This is a genomic window from Nocardioides sp. 503 (assembly GCF_004522095.1).
Classification (GTDB): Bacteria; Actinomycetota; Actinomycetes; order Propionibacteriales; family Nocardioidaceae; genus Nocardioides.
On the sequence record NZ_SPUI01000002.1, the window covers coordinates 868105 to 890558 of the forward strand.

Annotated in this window: 20 protein-coding genes; 10 read left to right on the top strand and 10 right to left on the bottom strand. The window is 71.2% G+C overall.

The features are described 5' to 3' along the window. Positions 1–18 precede the first annotated feature (18 nt). On the top strand, positions 19–1278 hold the full coding sequence (locus tag E4622_RS05185; RefSeq protein WP_245155889.1) for a phospholipase D-like domain-containing protein: 1260 nt from the start codon (positions 19–21) through the stop codon (positions 1276–1278). A gap of 45 nt (positions 1279–1323) precedes the next feature. Continuing rightward, complete coding sequence (uvrB, locus tag E4622_RS05190) at positions 1324–3468, top strand: excinuclease ABC subunit UvrB (protein WP_134738972.1); 2145 nt, start codon at positions 1324–1326, stop codon at positions 3466–3468. Here uvrB and E4622_RS05195 read toward each other — a convergent pair. Further along, on the bottom strand, positions 3465–4538 hold the full coding sequence (locus E4622_RS05195) for an AbrB family transcriptional regulator (RefSeq protein WP_134738973.1): 1074 nt from the start codon (positions 4536–4538) through the stop codon (positions 3465–3467). The two genes, uvrB and E4622_RS05195, sit on opposite strands and share 4 nt — an antisense overlap. Before the next feature lie 61 nt (positions 4539–4599). On the opposite strand from E4622_RS05195, the gene E4622_RS05200 reads away from it, so the two are divergent. Further along, positions 4600–5034 (top strand): VOC family protein, encoded by a 435-nt coding sequence (locus tag E4622_RS05200; RefSeq protein ID WP_134738974.1) that lies wholly within the window; start codon positions 4600–4602, stop codon positions 5032–5034. On the opposite strand, the gene E4622_RS05205 is transcribed toward E4622_RS05200, so the two are convergent. Beyond that, positions 5031–5552 (bottom strand): TetR/AcrR family transcriptional regulator, encoded by a 522-nt coding sequence (locus E4622_RS05205; protein ID WP_209021787.1) that lies wholly within the window; start codon positions 5550–5552, stop codon positions 5031–5033. The genes E4622_RS05200 and E4622_RS05205 overlap by 4 nt on opposite strands. 76 nt (positions 5553–5628) lie before the next feature. Between E4622_RS05205 and E4622_RS05210 the strand changes: the two genes are divergently transcribed. Genes E4622_RS05210 through E4622_RS05225 form a run of 4 tightly spaced genes read left to right on the top strand, consistent with a single transcriptional unit; the run spans position 5629 to position 10813 of the window. Beyond that, the gene (locus tag E4622_RS05210) at positions 5629–8022 is read left to right on the top strand and encodes a PEP/pyruvate-binding domain-containing protein (protein WP_134738976.1); all 2394 of its coding nucleotides are present in this window, start codon (positions 5629–5631) and stop codon (positions 8020–8022) included. A 43-nt stretch (positions 8023–8065) separates the two neighbouring features. Further along, positions 8066–9196, top strand: coding sequence for a hypothetical protein (locus E4622_RS05215; RefSeq protein WP_134738977.1), 1131 nt, complete (start codon positions 8066–8068; stop codon positions 9194–9196). Between the two features lie 40 nt (positions 9197–9236). Then, positions 9237–10520 carry an MFS transporter gene (locus E4622_RS05220; RefSeq protein ID WP_245155890.1) on the top strand — a complete coding sequence of 428 codons (1284 nt, stop codon included), beginning with the start codon at positions 9237–9239 and terminating at the stop codon, positions 10518–10520. Continuing rightward, entirely contained in the window at positions 10517–10813 is a 297-nt protein-coding gene (locus tag E4622_RS05225; RefSeq protein ID WP_134738978.1) for a hypothetical protein, read from the top strand. Before E4622_RS05220 ends, E4622_RS05225 begins: the two co-directional genes overlap by 4 nt. Before the next feature lie 12 nt (positions 10814–10825). Here the strand turns inward: E4622_RS05225 and opgC are convergent, their stop codons facing one another. Genes opgC through E4622_RS05250 form a run of 5 tightly spaced genes read right to left on the bottom strand, consistent with a single transcriptional unit; the run spans position 10826 to position 17330 of the window. Continuing rightward, positions 10826–13363 (bottom strand): OpgC domain-containing protein, encoded by a 2538-nt coding sequence (gene opgC / locus E4622_RS05230; RefSeq protein WP_134738979.1) that lies wholly within the window; start codon positions 13361–13363, stop codon positions 10826–10828. Beyond that, positions 13339–13800: an ATP-binding protein gene (locus E4622_RS05235; protein ID WP_134738980.1), complete on the bottom strand. Its 462-nt coding sequence runs from the start codon at positions 13798–13800 to the stop codon at positions 13339–13341. The genes opgC and E4622_RS05235 overlap by 25 nt, the downstream gene beginning before the upstream one ends. Then, the gene (locus E4622_RS05240; RefSeq protein WP_134738981.1) at positions 13793–14128 is read right to left on the bottom strand and encodes an STAS domain-containing protein; all 336 of its coding nucleotides are present in this window, start codon (positions 14126–14128) and stop codon (positions 13793–13795) included. Before E4622_RS05240 ends, E4622_RS05235 begins: the two co-directional genes overlap by 8 nt. Then, positions 14125–16119, bottom strand: a complete 1995-nt coding sequence (locus tag E4622_RS05245; protein ID WP_134738982.1) for a glycosyltransferase family 2 protein — start codon at positions 16117–16119, stop codon at positions 14125–14127. The genes E4622_RS05240 and E4622_RS05245 overlap by 4 nt, the downstream gene beginning before the upstream one ends. Then, a complete protein-coding gene (locus tag E4622_RS05250) occupies positions 16116–17330 on the bottom strand; it encodes a SpoIIE family protein phosphatase (RefSeq protein ID WP_134738983.1) in 1215 nt (404 codons plus the stop codon). Before E4622_RS05250 ends, E4622_RS05245 begins: the two co-directional genes overlap by 4 nt. Positions 17331–17479: 149 nt before the next feature. On the opposite strand from E4622_RS05250, the gene E4622_RS05255 reads away from it, so the two are divergent. Together E4622_RS05255 and E4622_RS05260 are read left to right on the top strand one after the other, a co-directional pair. Beyond that, positions 17480–18181 carry a response regulator transcription factor gene (locus tag E4622_RS05255; RefSeq protein WP_134738984.1) on the top strand — a complete coding sequence of 234 codons (702 nt, stop codon included), beginning with the start codon at positions 17480–17482 and terminating at the stop codon, positions 18179–18181. A gap of 10 nt (positions 18182–18191) precedes the next feature. Beyond that, positions 18192–18560 (top strand): MmcQ/YjbR family DNA-binding protein, encoded by a 369-nt coding sequence (locus E4622_RS05260; RefSeq protein ID WP_134738985.1) that lies wholly within the window; start codon positions 18192–18194, stop codon positions 18558–18560. A gap of 48 nt (positions 18561–18608) precedes the next feature. Here E4622_RS05260 and E4622_RS05265 read toward each other — a convergent pair whose 3' ends face one another. The 3 genes from E4622_RS05265 to E4622_RS05275 all read right to left on the bottom strand — a co-directional run bounded on the left by E4622_RS05265 (position 18609) and on the right by E4622_RS05275 (position 21489). After that, on the bottom strand, positions 18609–19889 hold the full coding sequence (locus E4622_RS05265; protein ID WP_134738986.1) for an HNH endonuclease signature motif containing protein: 1281 nt from the start codon (positions 19887–19889) through the stop codon (positions 18609–18611). Between the two features lie 371 nt (positions 19890–20260). Further along, positions 20261–20923: a potassium channel family protein gene (locus E4622_RS05270; RefSeq protein WP_134738987.1), complete on the bottom strand. Its 663-nt coding sequence runs from the start codon at positions 20921–20923 to the stop codon at positions 20261–20263. After that, entirely contained in the window at positions 20920–21489 is a 570-nt protein-coding gene (locus tag E4622_RS05275) for a DUF1707 domain-containing protein (RefSeq protein ID WP_134738988.1), read from the bottom strand. The genes E4622_RS05270 and E4622_RS05275 overlap by 4 nt, the downstream gene beginning before the upstream one ends. Before the next feature lie 191 nt (positions 21490–21680). On the opposite strand from E4622_RS05275, the gene E4622_RS05280 reads away from it, so the two are divergent. Continuing rightward, positions 21681–22454 carry an ABC transporter permease gene (locus E4622_RS05280; protein WP_134738989.1) on the top strand — a complete coding sequence of 258 codons (774 nt, stop codon included), beginning with the start codon at positions 21681–21683 and terminating at the stop codon, positions 22452–22454.

The following is a 22454-nucleotide window of genomic DNA, read 5'->3' on the forward strand; positions in this document are numbered from 1 at the left end:
ACCCACTAGATTGAGCCCGTGTTCCAGAGCAGCAGCGCCGCAGCCCGCGCGCTGACGCTCGTCCGCAAGACCCTGCTGCGCCTGCTCGCCGGCCAGCTCGCCGTCGCGGTGATCATGTCGCTGGTCGACTCCTACCGCCGCCGCGGCAAGAAGCCCAAGCCGTTCCCGGTCACCCCGCCGAGCACGGTCGAGGTCGGCGACGGCACGGTGACGACGTACACCTACGGCAAGGACCTCTACGCCGACATGCTCGCGGCCATCGAGGGCGCGCAGCGGCAGATCCTCTTCGAGACCTACATCTGGAAGGGCGACGAGACGGGGGAGCGGTTCAAGGCCGCGCTGGCCGCCGCCGCCGACCGCGGCGTCGAGGTCTACTGCATCTACGACGGCTTCGCCAACCTCGTCGTGTCGCCGGTGTTCAAGCACTTCCCCGACAACCTCAAGGTCCTGCGCTACCCCGTCTACGCCGCCGGCTGGCGGTTCTTCGACCTGGCCCGCTACGGCCGCGACCACCGCAAGATCCTCGTCGTCGACGAGACCGTCGGCTTCGTGGGCGGCTACAACATCGGGTCGGCCTACGAGACCGAGTGGCGCGACACCCACATGCGCATCACCGGCCCCGCGGTGTGGGACCTCAAGCGCGCGTTCGCCGACTTCTGGAACCTCAACCGCCGGCGCCGGCTGCGCGCCAGCGAGCGGCCGCTGCTGCTCGAGACCGCCTCCACGTGGGAGCCGCGGATCCGGGTCCAGCGCAACGTGCCGCGGCTGTGGATGTTCCCCATCCGCTCGATGTACATCGAGGCCATCAACCGCGCCAGCCGCAACGTGTGGCTCACGACCGCCTACTTCACCCCCGACCAGGACTTCGTCGACGCCATGCGCCACGCCGCGCAGCGCGGGGTCGACGTCCGGCTGCTGCTGCCGCTGAAGTCCAACCACATCGTGGCCGACTGGATCTCGCGCGGCTACTTCACCCAGCTCCTCGACGCCGGGGTCCGGGTGTTCCGCTACAAGGACGCGATGGTCCACGCCAAGACCGCCACCGTCGACGGCACCTGGGTCACCGTGGGCACGGCCAACATCGACCGGCTCAGCCTGACCGGCAACTACGAGATCAACGTCGAGGTCATCGACGAGTCGCTGGCCAAGCAGCTCGAGGCCGTCTTCTCGACCGACGAGACCAACTGCCTGGAGCTGACCAGCCTCGAGTGGGAGGCCCGTGACCTGCACCGCAAGTTCACGGAGTACTTCCTCGCGCCGCTGCGCCCCCTCCTGTAGCCCGCTCCCGACCCCCCTGTCGGTGGCCGCCCGTACGCTGGATCCATGCGTCCCGTCACCGATCTCGAGCGTCGTCTGGCCCCCTTCAAGGTGGAGGCCGACTACGACCCGAGCGGCGACCAGCCCGCGGCCATCAAGGAGATCACCCAGCGGCTCAACGACGGCCTCCAGGACGTCGTGCTGCTGGGTGCCACCGGCACCGGCAAGACCGCCACGGTCGCGTGGGTGGCCGAGCAGGTCCAGCGGCCGATGCTGGTGCTGCAGCCCAACAAGACCCTCGCCGCCCAGTTCGCCAACGAGCTGCGCCAGCTCTTCCCCAAGAACGCCGTCGAGTACTTCGTCTCCTACTACGACTACTACCAGCCCGAGGCCTACGTCCCCCAGACCGACACCTACATCGAGAAGGATTCCTCCATCAACGAGGAGGTCGAGCGGCTGCGCCACTCGGCCACCAACTCGCTGCTCACGCGTCGCGACGTGATCGTGGTGTCCACGGTGTCCTGCATCTACGGCCTCGGCACCCCCCAGGAGTACGTCGACCGGATGCTGCGGCTCCGGGTGGGCCAGGAGCGCGACCGCGACTCGATCCTGCGCCAGCTCGTCGAGATCCAGTACACCCGCAACGACATGTCGTTCACCCGCGGCACCTTCCGGGTGCGCGGCGACACCCTCGAGATCTTCCCGGTCTACGAGGAGCACGCCGTCCGCATCGAGTTCTTCGGCGACGAGATCGAGCGGCTGATGACGCTGCACGCCGTGACCGGCGAGGTCCTGACCGAGGACCAGGAGCTCTACGTCTTCCCCGCGACCCACTACGTCGCCGGCCCCGAGCGCATGGAACGCGCCATCAAGGGCATCGAGCTCGAGCTGGAGGACCAGCTGGCGACGTTCGAGAAGCAGGGCAAGCTCCTGGAGGCCCAGCGCCTGCGCATGCGCACGACCTACGACGTCGAGATGATGCGCCAGGTCGGGTCCTGCTCCGGCATCGAGAACTACTCGATGCACATGGACGGGCGCACCCGCGGCTCCGCGCCCAACTGCCTGCTCGACTACTTCCCCGAGGACTACGTCGTCGTCATCGACGAGTCCCACGTCGCGGTGCCGCAGATCGGCGGCATGTACGAGGGCGACATGTCGCGCAAGCGCAACCTCGTCGACCACGGCTTCCGCCTGCCCAGCGCGATGGACAACCGTCCGCTGCGCTGGGAGGAGTTCCTGGAGCGCATCGGCCAGACGATCTACCTCTCGGCCACCCCCGGCAACTACGAGCTCGACAAGGTCACGGGGCCCGACGGGATGCCCGACACCGTCCAGCAGATCATCCGCCCGACCGGGCTGATCGACCCCGAGGTCGTCATCAAGCCGACCAAGGGCCAGATCGACGACCTGATCCACGAGATCCGCACCCGCGCCGAGAAGCACGAGCGGGTGCTGGTGACCACGCTGACCAAGAAGATGTCCGAGGACCTGACCGACTACCTCCTCGACGCCGGCATCCGCACCCGCTACCTCCACTCCGAGGTCGACACCCTCAAGCGCATCGAGCTGCTGCGCGACCTGCGCCTGGGCGAGTACGACGTGCTCGTCGGCATCAACCTGCTCCGCGAGGGCCTCGACCTCCCGGAGGTGTCGCTGGTCTCGATCCTCGACGCCGACAAGGAGGGCTTCCTGCGCTCCGACAAGTCGCTGATCCAGACGATCGGCCGCGCGGCCCGCAACGTGTCCGGCCAGGTGCACATGTACGCCGACAAGATCACGCCCTCGATGGAGAAGGCGATCGACGAGACCAACCGCCGCCGCGAGATCCAGGTCGCCTACAACACCAAGCACGGCATCGACCCCACCCCGCTGCGCAAGAAGATCGCCGACATCACCGAGATGCTCGCCCGCGAGGACGAGAACACCCAGGAGCTGCTGCAGACCTGGGCCGGCACCGCCGCGTCCGGTCGGGCAGGGGGAGTCAAGACCAAGCAGCCGGTGCCCGGCCTGTCCAAGGCCGCGGCCGGCCAGCACGCCAAGGACATCGCGGGCCTGCCCAGCTCGGAGCTGGCCTCGCTCATCCAGGAGCTCACCGACCAGATGAAGAACGCCGCCGCGGAGCTGCAGTTCGAGCTGGCCGCGCGCCTGCGCGACGAGATCGGCGACCTCAAGAAGGAGCTGCGCCAGATGATGGAGGCCGGGGCCCGCTAGGCGGCGTCGCCGCTCTCGGTGTCGCGGCGCCGCAGCCAGCGCGCCAGCACCGGCATCGTGAGCAGGATGACCAGCAGCCGGAACAGCTGGACCGCCATCACGTAGGTCACGTCCGAGCCGCTGTCCGCGGCGATCGCGAGCACGGCGAACAGCCCGCCCGGGGTCGTCGCGAGGTACGCCGTCAGGCCGTCCGCCGGGGTCAGCCACGCCAGCGCCGCCCCCATCAGCGCGCTGAGGCCCAGCATCGCCAGGATCAGCAGCGTCACCACGGGCAGCATCCGGGCGATCGAGGCCAGGCTCGTGCGGGTGAAGCGCAGTCCGACCTGCACGCCGATCAGCGCGTAGCCGACCCACTGGACCGGGTCGGGCACGGCCACGTCGCCGAGCCACCCGGAGGAGGCGAGGACCGCCGCGATCAGCAGCGGGGCGAGCAGGGTCGCGGTCGAGAAGCGCACGACGCGGGCCAGGAGCAGCCCGCCGCCCGCCGCCGCCACGACGTACAGGAGGTCGAGGGCGAGCGGCCCGTGCTCGGTCGAGAGCGTCCCGAGGCCGGTCTCGGGCTGGAAGACCACGCCGATCACCAGCGGCAGCGTCACCAGCACGATGAGGACCCGGAGGTACTGCACCACCGTCACCACCCGCTCGTCCGCGTCGAGGTCACGGGCCAGCGCCACGATCCCCGAGGCGCCGCCGGCGATCAGCGCGAAGGCACCGGTCACCAGCGAGACGTCGCGGCGCAGGGACAGCAGCCAGCCGGCGCCCAGGCTCAGCACGACGGTGCCGAGGGTCACCAGCAGCACCGGGGCGATCTCGCCGCCCATCCGCTGGAGCGCCTCGACGCTGACCAGGGTCCCGATCGTGACCCCGATGAGGGCCTGCCCGAGACGGAAGGCGAGGGGCGGGACCTTGATCTCGGTGGGGGAGGTGAGGGCGTGGGTCATGCCGCCCAGCAGCGAGCCGAACAGCACCGCCGAGGGCACCCGCAGCAGCGAGAACGTCAGCGTCAGCGCGACCGTGGCGACCAGCACGAGCAGGGCTCCCGCGAGGGGAGAGCGGGCACGGCCGGTCACCGGACCACCCTAGGCGCGCGCGGGCGGGCGGCTGTCGGTGACCGCGCCTAGGGTCGGCGGCATGGACATCCGAGAGATCCAGGTCACCTTCGACTGCGCCGACCCCCGGGCGCTCTCCCTCTTCTGGAGCGCCGTCCTGGGCTACGAGCTGCCCCCACCGCCGCCGGGCTTCGGCTCGTGGGACGACTTCTCCGCCTCGCTCCCGCCCGAGCACCGCAACTCCGCCTCGGCCTGCGTCGACCCCGCAGGCAACGGCCCGCGGCTGTTCTTCCAGCGGGTCCCGGAGGGCAAGAGCGCCAAGAACCGCGTCCACCTCGACGTGCGGGCCGCCCCGGGGCTCGTGGGGGACGAGCGCATGGCGGCGCTCGAGTCCGAGTGCGAGCGGCTCGTGGCGCTGGGTGCCACCCGCCTCGAGCGTCACGAGCCGGCGCCGCCGATGAGCCACGGCTTCCTGGTGCTGCAGGACCCCGAGGGCAACGAGTTCTGCCTCGACTAGCTGCGGATTCCGCCGAGGACGATGGCGGTCGTCTGGTCCACCCAGTCCTCGGTGAGTCCGTCGGGGCCGCGCACGAGCATGGCCACCAGTGCGGCACCGATGACGATCTCGATGACGGCGACGGCCTCGACCCCGGCGCGGACCCCGGCCGCGGTCCGCAGATAGTCGTCGAAGCCGCTCCAGCCGTGCGCAGCGAACCGGTCCAGCAGCCGCGCGTGCAGCGTCGGGTCCGAGGAGGCCTCGGCCATGAGCCCCGGCACGGCGATCCGGGCCATCGGCGTCGTGAGCAGCTCGGAGGTCATCCGGACCAGCTCGCGGACGTCCTCCTCGAGCACCCCGGTGCGCGCGGACTCCCGCGTGTCACTGTCGCGGAAGGCGGCCTCGTGCACCAGGTGCGCCAGGGTCGGCCAGCGACGGTAGACGGCCGGGCGGGAGGTGCCGGCTCGGTCCGCGACCGCGGCGACGGTCAGGTCGGCGTACCCGACCTCAGCGAGCAGCTCCTCGGCCGCGTCGAGCACGGCGCTGTCGATGCGCGTGTCACGAGGTCGACCGTTTTCATTTGCCATCTCCGTGACAAGTGTAACGTAACTGGGTGTGGCCCACCTCACATGCGAGCTCGTCGAACTCTCCGCCGTCACCGATGCGCGTTACGGCGGAAAGGCGCTCGGCCTCGCCGAGCTGTCGGCCCACGGCTACGCGGTGCCCGCCGCCTTCGTGATCGCCCGTGCCGACCCCGAGGCGCTCCCGGCAGGGCTCGAGGAGCGCTACGCCGGCCTGGTGGCCGGCACCGTCGGCACCGTGGCGGTGCGGTCCTCGGCCTCCGGTGAGGACGGCGCCGAGAGCTCGTTCGCCGGCCAGTACGAGACGGTCCTCGGCGTCGAGAGCTACGAGGAGCTGGTGGCCGCGGTCCGGCGATGTGTCTCCTCGACCCACTCGGAGCGGGCCGACGCCTACCAGGCCCACTCCGGGATCTCCGGCACCATGCACCTCGTCGTCCAGGAGATGGTGGACGCCCGCGCGGCCGGGGTCGTGTTCACCGCCGACCCGACCAGTGCCCGTCGCGACCTGGCCGTCGTCGACGCCGTCGCCGGGCTGGGGGAGGCGCTGGTGGACGGCTCGACGACCTCCGACCACTACGAGGTCGACCGGGAGGGCCTCATCACCGACCGCCAGGTGCCCGGCCCCCCGGCGCTCACCGACAGCCAGGTCCTCGCGATCGCCGCCGGTGCCCGCGAGGCGGAGGCGCTCTGGGGCTGTCCGCTCGACCTCGAGTGGGCCATCGACCGCGCCGGCCGGCTCCGCTGGCTCCAGGCCCGCCCGATCACCACCCTGCCCGGTGACCTGAGCGCCATGGACTCGGTCGTCAACACCGAGGACGACGTCTACACCCGGTGCAACATCGGCGAGATGATGCCGGGTGCGTTCTGCCCGCTCACCGCCGCGGTCAGCGGGCGGGCCATCGAGTACGCCATGCAGCAGGTCCAGGTCTCGGGTGGCTTCCAGAAGGCGTACGACGAGAGCCGCTGGCTCCAGGTGGGCTACTTCTCGGGGCACCTCTTCCTGAACATGACCGAGGGCACCGCGCTGAGCTCCGGGATCCTCGGCAACTCCCTGGAGCAGTACTCGCTCTCGATCGCGGGCCGCGTGGTCGACGAGCTCGTCCCCAAGCCGCCGAAGTCGTTCCCGCGTCGCCTGGTCAACACCGTCCGGCTGACCACCTTCGCCCTGACCGCGGGACGGCACATCCGGCGTCTGGACAAGGCTCTCGCGGCGACGAGCACCCCGTCCGCCAGCACCCCCGCGGCCCTGCTAGCCGAGCTCGACGCCGCGATCGAGCTCTACAACGAGGCCACGTTGACCCACGTGCGCTCGTCGTCCCGCTCGGCGGTCGCCGCCAACGTCCTCGAGGACACGGTGGCCAAGCAGGCGGTCAAGGCCGGCAGGACCGTGGAGGACGGACGGGCCCAGGCCTCGGCCCTGATGGCCGGAGCCACCGACGTCGAGAGCGCCGTCATGCTCAGCCAGCTCGACGAGGTCGTGGCCGAGCTGGCCGGCAGCACGGAGGCGGGTGGCCGCTTCCTGGAGAGGGAGCCGGCCGAGGCGGTGGCCCGGCTGCTCGCAGACGGCGGTGCGACGGCCCAGAAGTTCGCCGCCTTTCTGGCGCGCCACGGTCACCGTGGCTACCGCGAGCTGTGCGTGCGGGACCCGTCCTGGGGCGACGACCCCGAAGGCCTCGGCACGATCATGCAGGGGATGCTGCGCGCCCGCCTGGCCACCGGCAACGGGAACCGACCCCCGCAGACCGTCGATGACGCCGACCTTCCCCGCGCGCTGCGCACCCTCGCCCGGTTGGCTCGTGCGGGCGCCCGTGGGCGCGAGGCCACCAAGTCCCGGATGGTGCTCGTCGCCCACCGGCTCAGCCGCGGCTACCGGCTCCTGGGCGAGCAGCTGGCCGAGCTCGGGCGGCTCCCGGACGCCGACCTGGTCTTCTTCTTCGACCGCTCCGAGCTGCCCCTCCTGCTGGGCACCCAGGACGTCTCCGAGCTGGTCACGGCGGCCGAGTCCCGTCGCGCCGCGTTGGGCTACCAGGCACGCCTCGAGTTCCCCGACGTGACGGTCGGCAAGCCGGTCCCGTTCAAGCCGCTGCCGCCCGAGGGCGTCGAGGACGGCGTGATCGTCGGCCGGCCCGCGTGCAGCGGCGTCGTCGAAGGCACCGTCCGGGTCGCGACCACGATCGCCGAGGCACACGACCTGCAGCCGGGCGAGATCCTGGTGGCGCCCGTGACCGACGTCGGCTGGACGCCGTACTTCACCCTGATCGCCGGGCTGGTGACCGACATCGGGAGCTCGGTGTCGCACGGCGCGGTGGTCGCGCGGGAGTACGGCCTGCCGTGCGTCGTGAACACCCAGGGCGCCACCCGCGTGCTCCGCACCGGCGACCGCGTGCGCGTCGACGGCGACCGCGGCACCGTCACCCTTCTCAGCTGATTCCGCCCACCCGACCCGTCACCACCACCTGGAGGTCCTGCCCGTGCCTGAAGTCCCTGGCGTCTTTCCCCTCGACGAGTACCCCATCCACCAGATCGCGGCGCCGATCGAGTGGGTCGGTACCGACCGCAACTTCTACGACCGTTCCTACTGGAACGCCCACGACCGTAGCGGGGAGATCTTCCTGATCACGGGCATGGGCTACTACCCGAACCTCGGCACGAAGGACGCCTTCCTGCTCATCCGCCGCGGGGAGGAGCAGACGGCGCTGCACTTCGGCGACAAGCTCGACAGCGACCGCCTCAACCAGCACGTCGGCAACTACCGGATCGAGGTCATCGACCCGTTGAAGACCTCGCGGCTGGTCGTCGAGGAGACCGAGGGGATCTCGCTCGACATGACCTGGCGCGGCCTGTTCCCGGCGATCCCCGAGCAGCGGCACATCATGCGTGCGGGCGGTCACCGCGCGATCCTCGACGCGCAACGCTTCGCCCAGGTGGGCTCTTGGGAGGGCACGATCGTCATCGACGGTCAGCAGTACGACGTCACCCCGGACACCTGGCTCGGGACCCGGGACCGCTCGTGGGGCGCGCGTCCGATCGGCGAGGCCGAGCCTGCCGGCAAGCCGGCCGACCCGCCGTTCGACGGCATGTGGTGGCTCTACGTGCCGATCGCGTTCGAGAACTTCGCGATGATCGTGATCCTCCAGGAGGAGCCCGACGGCACCCGCATCCTCAACGACTGCCACCGGGTCTGGCCCGACGGTCGCACCGAGCAGCTCGGCTGGCCCGTGGTCGAGACCAGCTACCGCAGTGGCACCAGGACGCCGCTGAGGGGCACCCTCCGCTTCCGTACGCAGGCGGGCGCCGAGGTCGAGGTCGAGCTGGAGTCCCTGCTTCCCCTGGCCATCCACGTCGGCGGCGGCTACGGCGGCGACTCCGACTGGTCCCACGGGCAGTGGCGCGGCGAGGGCTGGTCCGAGCGGCTCACCTACGACATGACCGACCCGCAGGTCGTCGGCCGAGTTCCGTTCGGCCTCACCGACAACGTCGGTCGGGCCACCTGGCGCGAGCCGGGGCACGAGCCGCAGGTGGGGTGGGGGCTCTACGAGCACGGCGTCATGGGAGTCCACCGGCCGTCGGGGTTCGACGACTGGTTCACGAACGCACCCTGACCCGGACGGAGCCCGCGCACGCGGGCTCTAGGATCGGTGGGTGAGCGCCACCCCCGCGACGAAGTCCGTCCTCGCCGTGTGGCTCGTGGCTCTGCTGACCTACATGGTGGCGGTCTTCCACCGGTCCTCGCTGGCGGTGGCCGGGTTGCAGGCCTCCGACCGCTTCGGCATCTCGGCCGCACAGCTGGCGACGTTCACGATGCTCCAGCTGCTGGTCTACGCCGGGATGCAGATCCCGGTCGGCCTGTTGGTCGACCGGTTCGGCTCGCGCAGTGTCATGCTCGCCGGCACGGTCCTGCTGGTCGTCGCCCAGGCGACGTTCGCCCTCGCCGAGACCTACCCCGTGGCCCTGGCCGCCCGCACCCTGGTCGGCGTCGGGGACGCGCTCACGTTCATCTGCGTCCTGCGGCTGGTCAGCCGGTGGTTCTCCCCGCTGCGGGTCCCGTTCGTGACCCAGGTGACCGGCACGCTGGGGCAGGTGGGCGCCGTGGGCGCCGCCGTCCCCATGACCTGGGCGCTGGGTCGCTGGGGCTGGACGACGGCCTACCTCGCAGCAGCCGCGCTCGGGCTGGTGCTCGCGGTCGCCACGCTGCTGGTCGTGCGCGACTCACCCGAGGACCGCAACCTGCGGGGTCCGCGGCTCTCGTTGTCCGCCGTGGGCGCGAGCCTGGCCGCCTCGTGGTCGCACCCGGGCACGAGGCTGGGCTTCTGGATGCACTTCACGACCCAGTTCAGCTCCACCGCGCTGTCGCTTCTGTGGGGCTACCCGTTCCTGGTGCGCGGCGAGGGTCGCTCGCCCCACGAGGCCGGGCTGCTGCTGTCGCTGATGATCGTCGCGGTGATGGCGAGCGGCCCCGTGCTGGGCTGGCTGATCGGGCGGCACCCCTGGCACCGCTCCAGCCTCGTGCTCGGCATCGTCTGGTCGATCGTCGCGGTCTGGACGGTGGTGCTCCTCTGGCCGGGTCCGGCGCCGCTGGGGCTCCTGGTGGTCCTGGTCCTCGTCGTCGGCATCGGCGGCCCGGCCTCGATGATCGGCTTCGACCTGGGCCGCACCTCCAACCCGGTCGAGCGCCTGGCGAGCGCCAGCGGCATCATCAACCAGGCCGGCTTCACCGCCTCGCTGGTCCTGGTCGTGGCGATCGGGATCATCCTCGACTGGCGCACGCCCGGCGGCAGCACCGCCTACACACCCGGCGCCTTCCAGTGGGCCATGAGCGCCCAGTACGTCCTGTGGGCCCTGGGGCTCCTGCAGATCTGGCGCTACCGCCGCAGAGCCCGTGCGGTCATCGACCGCACCCAGCTCGAGGCGGGTGTCCTCGCATGAGCAGCGACGGCCCCGAGCTCACCGAGGACGGCCACCACGTCGTCATCGACGGCCGCAAGTGGCGCGCCACCGACCCCCTCATCCCCGACGAGCGGCGCTCGGAGCTGCAGCGGGTCCTGATGGCCTGGCGCCGCGACGTGCGCCGCACCAAGGGCACCGACGAGGAGCCCACCTCCCGGGCCGGCGTGCAGGCCGCCAAGGTCGCGCTCGGCGAGCGCGGCACGCCGTGGTGGGAGCAGACCGAGGCCGAGCGCCGTACCCGCTGGGAGGCCGAGGTCCCGACGCCGTCCTGAGGTGGCCCGCGCTCAGCGTGGGACGACCGAGAAGAGGACCTCGCGCTTCACCAGCACCCAGGCCAGCGCGATCTCGACGACGTGGACGAGGATCCCCTGCCACGCGCTGCTGCGGTCCAGCCCCGGCAGGTTGTCCACGGCGAGCACGAAGAAGACGTGCATGACGAACACGTAGAGCGAGGCCTGACCCAAGGGCACGAGCACGCGCCCCACCGCGGCGTTGACCGGGTGCCAGAACGCCGTCAGGAAGGCGAACACCACGACGATCACGAGCGCCAGGTCCGCCAGGCGCCCGGCCTGCAGGAAGACCCGGACGTAGTGCTCGTCGTAGAGGCGCGGGTACAGGTCGCTCGGCCATGGGCCGCTCGGGAGATGGCCGGCGTGAGCCGCCCACAGCCAGCCGAGCGCGAGGGCGTAGCCGACGACCAGCACCGTGCAGACGATCGCGCCGGGCCGGCTCGACAGCACCTGGATCACCCGCTGGCGGTGGTAGCCGAGCACCATGCCGGTGACGAAGACGACCTGCCACGTCAGCAGGGGGAAGACGTCGTCGAACTGTGAAGGCAGGACGTGCCCGCCGTTCACCGCGCCGTAGGCGTAGGCCGCCCACGACACCGCCAGGGCCAGCCACCAGAGCCCGCGTCGGACCAGGAGCAGGAGCGCGGGGGCCAGCGCGATCAGGACGACGAAGAGGCCCAGCACGTTGAGCACCCAGGGGCCCATCCGCAGGGTCAGGAGCTCGCGGACGGCGTACCAGGGCGGGGGGTAGTCGAAGAGGCGCGGCGCGTTGACGTAGAGGTCGTAGACCCGGCCGGCGGCCTCCGCGCCGCCGGCGCCGGTGCCGCGGTCGGTGAAGGTGGTGACGCCGCGCGCGTCGATGCCGGGCACCAGCCCCAGCAGGTAGACGAGCAGCACCACGGCGAGTGCGGTCACGTAGAGGGTGCGGGCGCGGCGCCAGCGCAGCACGGAGGCCGCCCAGTCGCCCAGGCGCTCCGCCTGGCCGCGGTGCACCATGCCGAGCACGACCCCGGACAGCGCCACGAAGGCCTCGGCGCCGCTGACGGCGCCGAAGGCGTTCAGGGTGAACCACGACAGGGCACCCGCGACCTCGGTGTGGGTGACGATGACGGTGCAGATCAGGAACCCGCGGAAGAGGTCGACCCGGAGGTCGCGGGAGCCGGTGGCCTCGTCCGGGTACCGCCAGCCCGGTCGCAGGCGGGCGGCGACCCCGCTGAGCAGGAAGATGAGGGCGAGGACCCCGACCCCTCCGGCGATCCAGTCCATGGACCTGGTCAGGTCCGACGCCGAGGGCATCCGGCCCTGGGCGGTGGCCTCGTTGGCCTGCTGCTGGTCGAGCACGTCGGTCACGGGCCCCAGGTCGATCCCTGCCGTGGCGAGGTCGCGCCGCAGGGCGGAGGCCAGGTCGTCGGTGCGGGTGGCTCCCCACTCCACCTCGAGACCCTCCGCCTCGGCCTCGGGGCGTGCGGTCTCGAGCCAACTGATCCCGGCCACGAGGGGGTGGTCGTCCAGGGCGGCGAATACCTGGCCCCACCACTCGGACTTGATGGCCTGCTCCGGGTCGCCGCCGCGGTCTCCGGCCGTCCAGAGTGCGGCGGTCTCGAGCAGCAGGGGGCGGTCGTCCGCCGCGGCGAACCGGTCGTAGAAGGGGGTACGCCGCCGCTCGTCCCCGTAGCCCCAGCTCTCGTCGAGCCGGGACCGGAGCTCGTCGCTGCGGGGGCGGGTGTTGATGCTGAACGCCGCGTCCTCCTGGTCCGGCCCGACCCCGTCGTTGTCGAAGCCGGGGGCGTCGTACTCGGCGCCGAAGTGGTAGAGCGTCAGCCCGACCCAGTCGACCGCGTCGTCGCCGGGGAAGTAGGGACCGTAGGGGTCGTCCGCGGCGTCGACGTCGCCGTCGTCGTCGGTGTCGAGCGCGCCGGACTGGCCGTCGGGGTCCTGGTCGACGGCGCCGAAGGCGGTGCCGAAGGGATAGCCGGAGCCGTAGACCGGCGCCCACACCATCGCGGCGTGCTCGGTGGCGGCGTGCACCGTGTCGGCGACGACCCGGAAGGCGGCGACGTAGGGGAGCGGCTGCTGACCCCACGACACCCAGGAGCCGTTCATCTCCGGCGCGAACCGCACGAGGAAGTAGCTGTCGAGCCGCACGTGCAGCTCCGCCAGGACCTCGGCCAGGTCGGTCGCATCCGTCCTGGTCAGCTCGGTCAGCGGGACCTGGGGCTCCAGCGACACCACAGCAACGGCACCCTGGGTCGCGCTCTGCTCGGCGAACTGCTCCAGGTACGTCGTGCTCTCCTCGGTGAGCGGGTAGTCGACGTGCTGGGCGTAGAGCGACGGCGTCTCGCCCAGGCGACCTGCGTAGTCGGCCGGCAGGTCGTCCTCCCAGTCCAGGCCGGGACCGAACCACGGCTGGCCGGGAGAGGGCAGCGCCAGGACGGGATCGGTCTCGTCAGCGGTCGCAGCCGGCCCGGTCAGCGACACCAGCAGCAGCGCGAGGACGAGGCCGACGGTCAGGCGGACGAGCCGCGCAGGCACAGCAGGTCCCAGAGGTTCCGGTCCCCGACCCGGTGGTAGCCGAGGTCGTCGAGTGCGGCGGTCGCCAACGCCAGGCCACGGCCGGACTCGGCGAGCTCGTCTGGCATGACGGCGCCGCTCAGGTCGAGCCCCACGGGGAGCCCGTTGTCGGCGAGCCGGGCGACCAACCGGTCCTCGGTCGCCGCGAGCGCGATCTGGAAGCGGCGCGTGGAGGGATGGGTCTCCTCGGCGGCGTAGGCGTGCTCCACGATGTTGCCCAGGATCTCGATCACCGACATCTCGAACCGGGCGCGGTCGCGCTCACCGATGTCGGGATGGGTCGTCCAGAGGTGCTCGATCATCCCGTGGACCAGGTCCATGATCTCGGGGGTCGCCGGGGCGGAGAGCTCGAGGCGACCGACGAGCGCGTCCGCCGCGGGCTGCTGGTCGTCAGTCATCGAACGCGCTGTCCACGGAGTCGCGGGCACGGAGCACCCGGTCGAGGTTGGTGAGCTCGAAGACCGTCATCACCGCGGGCGAGACCCGGGCGATGCGCAGGTCGCCACCCGACTGGCGCGCCGACTTCAGTCCTCCGATGAGGGCGCCGAGGCCCGACGAGTCCAGGAAGGTCGTCTCGCCCAGGTCGACCACGATGCGGTGCGTGCCGCCGGCGACCAGCTCGGAGAGGATCTCCTTGAGCCGCCGGGCCGACACCATGTTGAGTCGGCCCTGCGGGGTGACGACACCGATGCCGTCGTCCCGGGTCTCGACCGCGAACTCGATCATGCTGCTCCTTCGTGGGGTTCTCCGGCGGCGCCCTCGGGCACCTCGGACGGGGTGGGCTCGAACCCGCGGTAGCGGGCTGCCTGGATGATGACGGAGAAGACGGCCAGGTCGAAGATCACCCAGACGACGTTGAACACGGTGCCGAAGACGGGCGCCTGGCCCACCGCGACCCGCACGATGCCGACCAGGGCCGCCACGGCCAGCAGCGCCATGGCCCAGAGCTGCGGACGGACCAGGTCCCAACGGGTCCGGCCGCCCTCGGCGGACTTGGTCTTGGGCGTGACGGCGAAGTCGAGGCTGCGGCCCAGGAACACGTTGCCGAACGCGGTCGTGAACGACTTGATCCAGACCGGGAACAGGGCGAGCGAGTACTGCTGCCCCCGCCAGGTCGGCCGGCCTGCTGCGACCACGATGAACAGCAGCTGGTTGACGACCAGGAACGGCACCAGCCGTGCGAAGAAGTCGGTGCTCAGGGCCTGGACGGGCAGCACCCCGAACGTGAGGTAGATGATCGGGGCGGCGATGTAGACCAGGGCGGCGAAGCCCGACATGTAGCTCCACATCGTCGCGAAGTACATGAGTCGTTGGGCGAGGGTGAGCCCCTTCTGCACGAGGGGGTTCTCCCGGAACATGACCTGCACCGTGCCCTGGGCCCAGCGCAGGCGCTGGGTCAGCATCGTCGCCAGGTCCTCCGGTGCCAGGCCGTCGGCCAGGGTCTCGTCGTGGTACGCCGAGCGCCAGCCCAGGGCGTGCAGACGCATGCAGGTGGCCATGTCCTCGGTCACCGAGATGGTGGCCAGCGGCATCACCGCCTGCGCCTCGCCCCCGCGGTCGACGTCGACGGCGTTGACGAGGGCCTGCACGGTCTCGACCGCTCCGAGCGGTGACCAGTCGCGGTGAGCCAGCTGCTGCAGCACGTCCTCGTCGACGGTCCCGAGGGCCACGTCGGGGTCGTCGGCGATGCCCTCGAGCTCGGCGATGGCCGCGAGGTCGGACTGGAGGGCCGTCAGGTCGGCGGTCACCAGCTCTCGGCGGATCTCCGCGACCCGACGCTGGAAGGCGTAGGTGACGTCGAAGAGCGGCTCGCCCTGCCCCAGGGCGCGCCGCGCCTGCCGGATCTCCGCGAGGATCCGGTCCAGGGCGCCGCGCACCTCCTGCTGGTCGGGGGCCAGGTCGCGCCGGGCGGAGCGCAGCACGGCACGCGCGGCACGCAGCGCACGGTGCACGCCGACCTCCACCTCGCCGACGTAGCGCGAGACGCCGAGCTGCATGAGGGCCTCACGCCGGATCACCGCATTGGAGCCGCAGAAGAAGGCGGCGTTCCAGCCGTCCTTGCCCTGCTGGATGGGGCCGTAGAACAGCGGCGCCTGGCTGCCCAGCGGGTCGCTCTCGGGGACGTTCTCGAAGAACTGCGGCGTCTGGACGATGGCCATCTTCTCGTCGTTGAAGTAGCCCAGGGTCTTGTCCAGGATGTCCGGGTGCGGCACCTGGTCGGCGTCGAGGATGAGGAAGAACTCGCCCTCCGTGGAGAGGAGGGCGTTGTTGAGGTTGCCGGCCTTCGCGTGGCGTGGCATCCCGGCCCAGTCCGCGGAGCGGGTGATCCAGCGGATGCCCTCGGCCTCGGCCGCCTCACGCATGTCGGGGCGGTTGCCGTCGTCGAGCACCCACGTCTCGTGCGGGTAGCGGATCGCCTTGGCGGCGCGCGCGGTGCGCATCACCAGCTCGATCGGCTCGTTGTACGTCGCGATGAAGACGTCGACGGTGAGGTCGGGGTCCGGCGCGGGCGCCGCGCCCCGCTCCTTGAGCCGCCACATGCCCAGGCCGAACAGCAACGAGTCGACCAGGCTGTAGGTCTCCGCGAGGACCAGGGGCACCGCGACCCACCACGCGACCCAGTTGACCGAGAACAGCCAGCGCCAGATCACGTAGTTGAGCCCGAGGACGGCGGTCAGGAGGACGATCGCCCGGATCGCCAGCAACCGCCTGCTCACGAGGACGCCTCCTGGGGGAGATGGCGGAAGACCGCGACGGCGGTGACGTCGTCCAGCGCGGTGAGCTCCTGCACCAGCCCCGCGATGGAGGCCAGCAGGCTGTCGACGTCCGACGCGGCGCGCATGAGGTCGCCGATGGGCACCCACCACGAGATCTCGTCGTCGACCAGGTCCAGCAGTCCGTCGCTGAAAACCAGCATCCGGCTGCCCGGCTCGAGCGTGCTCTCGTGCTCGGTCCAGTGGTCGTCGGGGAGCACCCCCAGGGGCCGGTCCTGCCCGGCGAGGCGCCTCACCTCGCCGGTCGGGCTCATCACGAGGCACAGGCCGGATCCGGCGTCGACGTACCGGGCGTAGCCGTCGTCGAGGTCGATGGCCGCCTCGAACAGGGTCACGAAGCTCTCAGCCTGCTCCAGGTCGGTGAGCATGCTCCGGGCGACCTGGGTCACGGTGATCCCCAGGTCGACGCCTGCCGTGACCGCGGCATGGGTGCCCCGGACGGCGGCGCGGACGCCCGCACCGACCAGGGCGGCCCCGGTGCCCTTGCCCATGACGTCGCCCAGCCCGACGTGGATCACGCCGCTCGAGGTGCCGTAGTCGTAGAAGTCGCCGCCGACCGCCAGGGCGGGCAGGCACACCCCGTTGACCTCCCAGTCGCCGATGCGCACCGCCTTGGCCGGCAGCAGGGAGGCCTGCACCCTCCCGGCCTGCGACATCTCGGTCGAGGCGACGAGCTCCTGCTGGGCCCAGGCGGCCATGTCGCCGAACGCACCGAGCAGCTCGCCCTCCAGCTCGCGAGGCTCGGCGTCGTAGAGGCAGAACGTCCCGACCACGTTGCCCAGCGCGTCGCGCAGCGGGTGGCCGGCGTAGAACCGGACGACCCCGGCCTGGACCGCCGGCAGGTCGCTGAACCGGTCGTCGACCTGGGCGTCCGGGACGACCACCAGGGCGTCGAGGTCCGTCGTCCGGTCGCAGAAGGTCTCGCCGCGTGGCGCCTCGGTCGCCTCGATGCCCTGCGAGCTCGGGAACCACGCGCGGTCGCCGTCGATGACGGTGATGGTGCTCATCGGCACGGCGAAGAGCAGCCGGGCCAGCCGGGTGATGCGGTCGAAGCGCTCGTGGCGGACGTGCTCGGAGAGCATGAGGCTCTCGACCGCGCGCTGCCGTCTCTCCTCGACGGCGGCGTCACGCACCGTCTCCACCTGAGGCGCCATGCTGCGTCCTTCCACCCTGCAGTTCGGCCCCCCAGATCTGCGGTGCCCAATCTTGGACGCCCGACCACACCAGGACAACCCCGGGGCTCCCGATGTCTCGCGATTGCCCCGGTTCGCTAGATTGCTCCCCTCGGATGCAGGAGGTGTGGATGACGCCGTCACATCGGGCGCTGGTGGTCGACGACGACCCCAACGTCCGCGACCTGCTCGAGCACGTGCTGGGCACCGCCGGCCTCGAGGTCTCCTCGGCCGAGACCGGCGAGGAGGCCCTCGCCACGGCGCGCGAGGTGCAACCCGACATCGTCACGCTCGATCTCTCGCTGCCCGACATGGACGGGACCGAGGTCTGTCGGCGCCTGCGGGAGTTCAGCAACGCCTACGTCGTCATGATCACGGGCCGCGACGCCGAGATCGACCGCCTCGTCGGTCTCGAGGTCGGCGCCGACGACTACATGGCCAAGCCGTTCTCCCCGCGTGAGGTGCTCGCGCGGGTCTCCGCGCTGCTCCGGCGCCCACGCCTGGAGCCGCTCCACGACGAACCGTCGGTGGTGACCGACGCGGGTGGCGGCCTGCTCATGGACTCCGCCAGCCACACGGCCAGCATGGCGGGTGAGCCGCTGCCCCTGACCCAGGCGGAGTTCGACCTCCTGGCCGCGCTCGCCTCCCAGCCGGGGCAGGTCCGGGACCGCGAGGCGATCGTGCGCGAGGTCTGGCAGGGCGACTTCATCGAGTCCGACTTCCTGGTGGACGTCCACGTCGCCAACATCCGTCGCAAGCTGCGCCGTGCCGGGGCGGGGACGAGCCTGATCCGCACCGTCGGTGGCTCCGCCTACGTCTTCGACCCCGCCTAGTCTGCCGTGCATGGACGTCACCCGGATGCTCGAGCACTGCCTGGCCCGGCCCGGGGCCTGGACCGACAACCCGTGGGACCACGAGCACCCGGTGGTCAAGGTCGGCGAGGGGGAGCGGGGCCGGATCTTCGCGTTCCTCCGCAGTGAGAGTGTCGGGGTCAAGGGCGGCCCGAGCCGCGAGGCCGCCGACGAGTGGCTCGACCGCTTCCCGGGCGAGGTCACCGTCATGGCCTACATCGGACGCTCGGGCTGGAACGACCTCGCCTTCAGTGGCGCCATCCCGGACGAGGACCTCCTCGACGCGGTGGACGAGTCCTACCGCCTGGTCGTCGCCAAACTGCCGAAGAAGCACCGTCCACCTGGCTGGGAAGACGCCTGACGCACTCCGGACGTGCCTGTGGCCCCGCCGGCGCGGGGTGTGGGGCGGTCAGGTTCGTCGATGGGGCTCGTGGGCTGTGGTCGGGGTGGTGATGGCCTGGGTGCCGGTGTGGTCGCGTCGGTAGGCGTGGCCGAAGGGTGAGTGCCACAGGTAGGTGCCGCGGTCGAGGACGTCGTAGTCCCAGCGGCCGTGGGTCTTGAGCCGGTGGTGCCCGCGGCACAGGGGTGCGGTGTTGCACGAGCACGTCGGCCCGCCGTCGGCGTGGGGGATGGCGTGGTCGACGTCGCAGCGCACGGCGGGTCTGGTGCACCAGGGGAAGACGCAGGTGAGGTCGACGAGCTCGTCCTGCTCACGGAGGCGGTCGGGGATCTCGTAGGCGGCGACGTGGACGTGCCCGGCCAGGTCTCGGACCGGCTTCACGATGACACGGGTGTCGGGACGCCCGCACCACTCGCGGATGGTCTCGGCGAGCAGCGGGGTGCGGGTGTTGCCGAGTCGTCCGACCCCGTCGAGGTCCTCGTGCACATGGACTACGACGTCGGTGGTTGAGGAGGGACGAAGTCCCGTCTCGAAACCATCGTCTCCGGCACCGTCAGCGTGCTCGAAGGGCAGTGAGTCATACCCCCGCGCGAGGTCCCCGGCCGCGATCGAGCGTCTTACGTCGAGGGACTCCTCGGACCCGGCTGCCTTGAGCTCGGCGGCGCGGTGGGACAGGGCGGTGTCGAGGGCGAGACCGTCGACGTAGTCCAGCGTCCCGGACACCTCGACGGTCCCGTTGATGGACACGTGGGCCTTGTCCACGTCGAGCCGCCGGGAGTCGGCGGCCTCCCGGCGGGCCTTCTCGGCGGCTTCGGGGTCGAACCGTGCTTTGGCGGCGGCGATCTGGCGCTCGATCTCGGCGAAGGAGACCTTGTGGGCGACGAACCCGACCATCCGGTCGACGTAGGCGGCGCCGGCTGCAGGTAGGGCCATGGTGTGCTCGGCGATCCAGCGGGCTTTGTAGAACGGCAGCTCCATGGCCTCGACCCGGGCCCACACCCGCGGCAGCCGGTAGCGGACCTCGAGGGCGGCCCCGACGTAGCGCTTCGCGGAGTCGGTGGACATGCCCAGCGCGGCGCCGAGCTCCATGACCGCGAACTCGCTGACCCAGGGGGCGCCGTCGCCGGCCAGGGGGATGCCGTGGTCGCCGAACGAGGCTACGCCCTCGTCGGTCGTGGCGTGCAGGACGCACCAGTCGATGACCGCGCGCAGGCGCTGCACCTCGGCCGCGGCGGCGGTCCGGGTGGTGGTGCGCATGACCTCGAGGAGGTCGGCGGCGGGGCTGGTCATGGGTCTACTCAAGCACCGGCCACCGACAGTCGAAGCCCTGAAAGTGGGCTCAGGAGGCCTTATCCACAAGGGCCGTCGAAACTTTCTGAATCTTCTTTCGGGGGTGGTTTCGAGACGGGACTTCGTCCCTCCTCAGCCACCGGGCGACCTCGTGGGTGGAGGAGGTTGCGCCAGCAACCGTCCCGAAACCAAGGCGACCCGAAGGCCGGCAGCGGCGCGCAAGCACCGCCCACCTCATCCCTGTAAGCGCCAAAGACCGCAACCAACGACGGCGCGCAAGCCGAAGAACGGTCCCCGAGGAGGCGATCAGAGGCGCGAGGGTCCTCGACGTGCGCTCGCTGGCGCTCGCTGCTCGACCACCGAGCCCGCGCTCAGCGCCGCGAGTGGCGGATGGCGTTGAGGCCGACGAGGCGGGCGACGACGAGGGCGACGTAGAAGACGCCGGCGACCTGCTCGACCATGACGAGCGAGCGGGCGTGGTCCTGGATGGGGACGATGTCGGAGAGGCCGACGCTGGTGAGCGTCGTGAAGGAGAGGTAGAGCAGCTCGAACCAGCTCTGGTCGGTGGCGCCCTCCAGGCCCACGAACGACCCGGGCCAGACGACCTGCGCCGCGGCGTAGACGTAGGCGAAGGCCCATGCCACGACGGTGAAGGCGGCGCCGGTCGCGAAGAGCTCGTCGCGGGTGACCTTGTCGTCGTGGAAGAGGTAGCGGATCATCGCGTAGGACACGTAGAAGTAGAACGGCACGTGGAAGACCGCGGAGACCAGCACCACCCAGTCGGTCGACGGTTGCAGGGCCTCGACGATCGTGAAGACCATCGCCGGCCCGCCCAGCAGGCCCGCCATCCAGCTCAGCGCGGGGGTACGGCGCACGGCCCAGGCCGCGAGCAGCACCACCGACATCTGCACGACCCCGACCACGGCCCGGCCGGCCACGGAGCCGTCGAGGAACGGGTAGGACAGCACCGCCACCAGCTGCATCACCAGCAGTACGGCGGACGGGTGCTGGCGGACGGTGCTCAGCGTGCTCATGCGTCGTCGTCCTCGTCGGTGCGGCCCTCGAGCTCGCGCCGCTGGTGCCGCTCGACCTCCTTGGCCTGCTTCTTCTCCAGCCGCCGGACGTGCTCGTCGATGATGTCCTGGCGACGCACGAGCGTGCGCACCAGGTTGATGCCGGTGCCGAGGAGCACGAAGGCCGGCCAGAAGAACCCGCCGAACATCACGACCGTCCAGACGACCAGGCAGATGACGCTGGGCACCAGGAAGCCTGCGAGCGCCTCGCGCCGGTCGGCCTCGTACTTGCGCGTCGCCTGGGCCACCAGGTCGGAGGACGCAGGGCGGGCGGGCAGGCGGGGCGCTCCTGGCGGTGCCTGCGCGACGAGGTCGGCCACGATCGGCGGCAGCTCACCCAGCGTGCGGGCGCCCGTGACGGACTCGCTGCGCTCGTCGAACTCGGCGCGGTCCAGACGGCCGTCGGCGTAGGCGGTCGTCAGCAGCGACCGGACCACCTCGCGGTCCTGGTCGGAGGCGCGCAGCCCGGCGAAGGCGGGGTCGCGCGGGTCGTGGGCGAGCGCCGCCCACAGCTCGTCGGCGGTCACGCTCGACCCGGCAGCGGGGCGACGGCGGCGGGGATCACACCCCGCATCCTAGGGAGCGGCTCCCGCCCCGGAGCCCCCGACGCGGCCGCCGATGGCCACGAGGCAGCCCGTAACCACTCCCCACGCGTGTCGTTAGCCAAGAACGAGAACACGTTCTATTGTGGCCGTCGTCGCACTCCGGGGAGGTACGAATGGCGTTCAGCGCTGTGTCCGTACTCCGTGGACCCGGTGAGCTGGCAGCGATGACGGTCGACGTGGTGAAGCTGACCTTCACCACGCGTTTCCAGTTCCGCGAGTTCGTGGAGCAGGCCTGGTTCATCACGAGCGTGACCCTGATGCCGACCATCCTGGTGTCGATCCCGTTCGGCGCGGTCATCTCGCTCCAGGTCGGCAACCTCACCGGCCAGCTCGGCGCGCAGTCCTTCGCCGGCGCCACCGCGGTGCTCGCCGTCGTCCGCGAGGCGGCGCCGATCGCGGCGGCGCTGATCATCGCCGGCGCGGCCGGCTCGGCCATCTGCTCCGACATGGGCGCGCGCAAGATCCGCGAGGAGATCGACGCCATGGAGGTCCTCGGCGTCAACCCGCTCGCGCGCCTGGTGGTGCCCCGCGTCATCGCCACCATGTTCGTGGCGCTGATGATCATCGGCATCGTGATCGGCGCCGGCATCGGCGGTGGCTACTTCTTCACCGTCATCGTCCAGGACGGCTCGGCGGGCGCGTTCCTGTCCTCGTTCACCGCGCTGGCCTCGATCTCGGACCTCTACATCGCCATCGTCAAGGCCGTCGTGTTCGGCGGCATGGCCGCGATCGTCGGCGCCTACAAGGGTCTCAACGCCGGCGGCGGGCCCAGCGGCGTCGGGCGCGCAGTCAACGAGTCCGTGATCGTCGCCTTCATGCTGCTGTTCTTCATCAACGCGATCATCACGGCCATCTACTTCCAAGTCGTCCCACCCCCGGGGCTCTGA

Bases quoted from the DNA above. Each gene is read 5' to 3' on its own strand.
- uvrB (WP_134738972.1), top strand. From the start codon at position 1,324: ATGCGTCCCGTCACCGATCTCGAGCGTCGTCTGGCCCCCTTCAAGGTG.
- E4622_RS05265 (WP_134738986.1), bottom strand. From the start codon at position 19,889: ATGACCAGCCCCGCCGCCGACCTCCTCGAGGTCATGCGCACCACCACC.
- E4622_RS05200 (WP_134738974.1), top strand. From the start codon at position 4,600: ATGGACATCCGAGAGATCCAGGTCACCTTCGACTGCGCCGACCCCCGG.
- E4622_RS05250 (WP_134738983.1), bottom strand. From the start codon at position 17,330: ATGGCGCCTCAGGTGGAGACGGTGCGTGACGCCGCCGTCGAGGAGAGA.
- E4622_RS05255 (WP_134738984.1), top strand. From the start codon at position 17,480: ATGACGCCGTCACATCGGGCGCTGGTGGTCGACGACGACCCCAACGTC.
- E4622_RS05240 (WP_134738981.1), bottom strand. From the start codon at position 14,128: ATGATCGAGTTCGCGGTCGAGACCCGGGACGACGGCATCGGTGTCGTC.
- E4622_RS05280 (WP_134738989.1), top strand. From the start codon at position 21,681: ATGGCGTTCAGCGCTGTGTCCGTACTCCGTGGACCCGGTGAGCTGGCA.
- E4622_RS05260 (WP_134738985.1), top strand. From the start codon at position 18,192: ATGGACGTCACCCGGATGCTCGAGCACTGCCTGGCCCGGCCCGGGGCC.
- E4622_RS05270 (WP_134738987.1), bottom strand. From the start codon at position 20,923: ATGAGCACGCTGAGCACCGTCCGCCAGCACCCGTCCGCCGTACTGCTG.
- E4622_RS05235 (WP_134738980.1), bottom strand. From the start codon at position 13,800: ATGACTGACGACCAGCAGCCCGCGGCGGACGCGCTCGTCGGTCGCCTC.
- E4622_RS05225 (WP_134738978.1), top strand. From the start codon at position 10,517: ATGAGCAGCGACGGCCCCGAGCTCACCGAGGACGGCCACCACGTCGTC.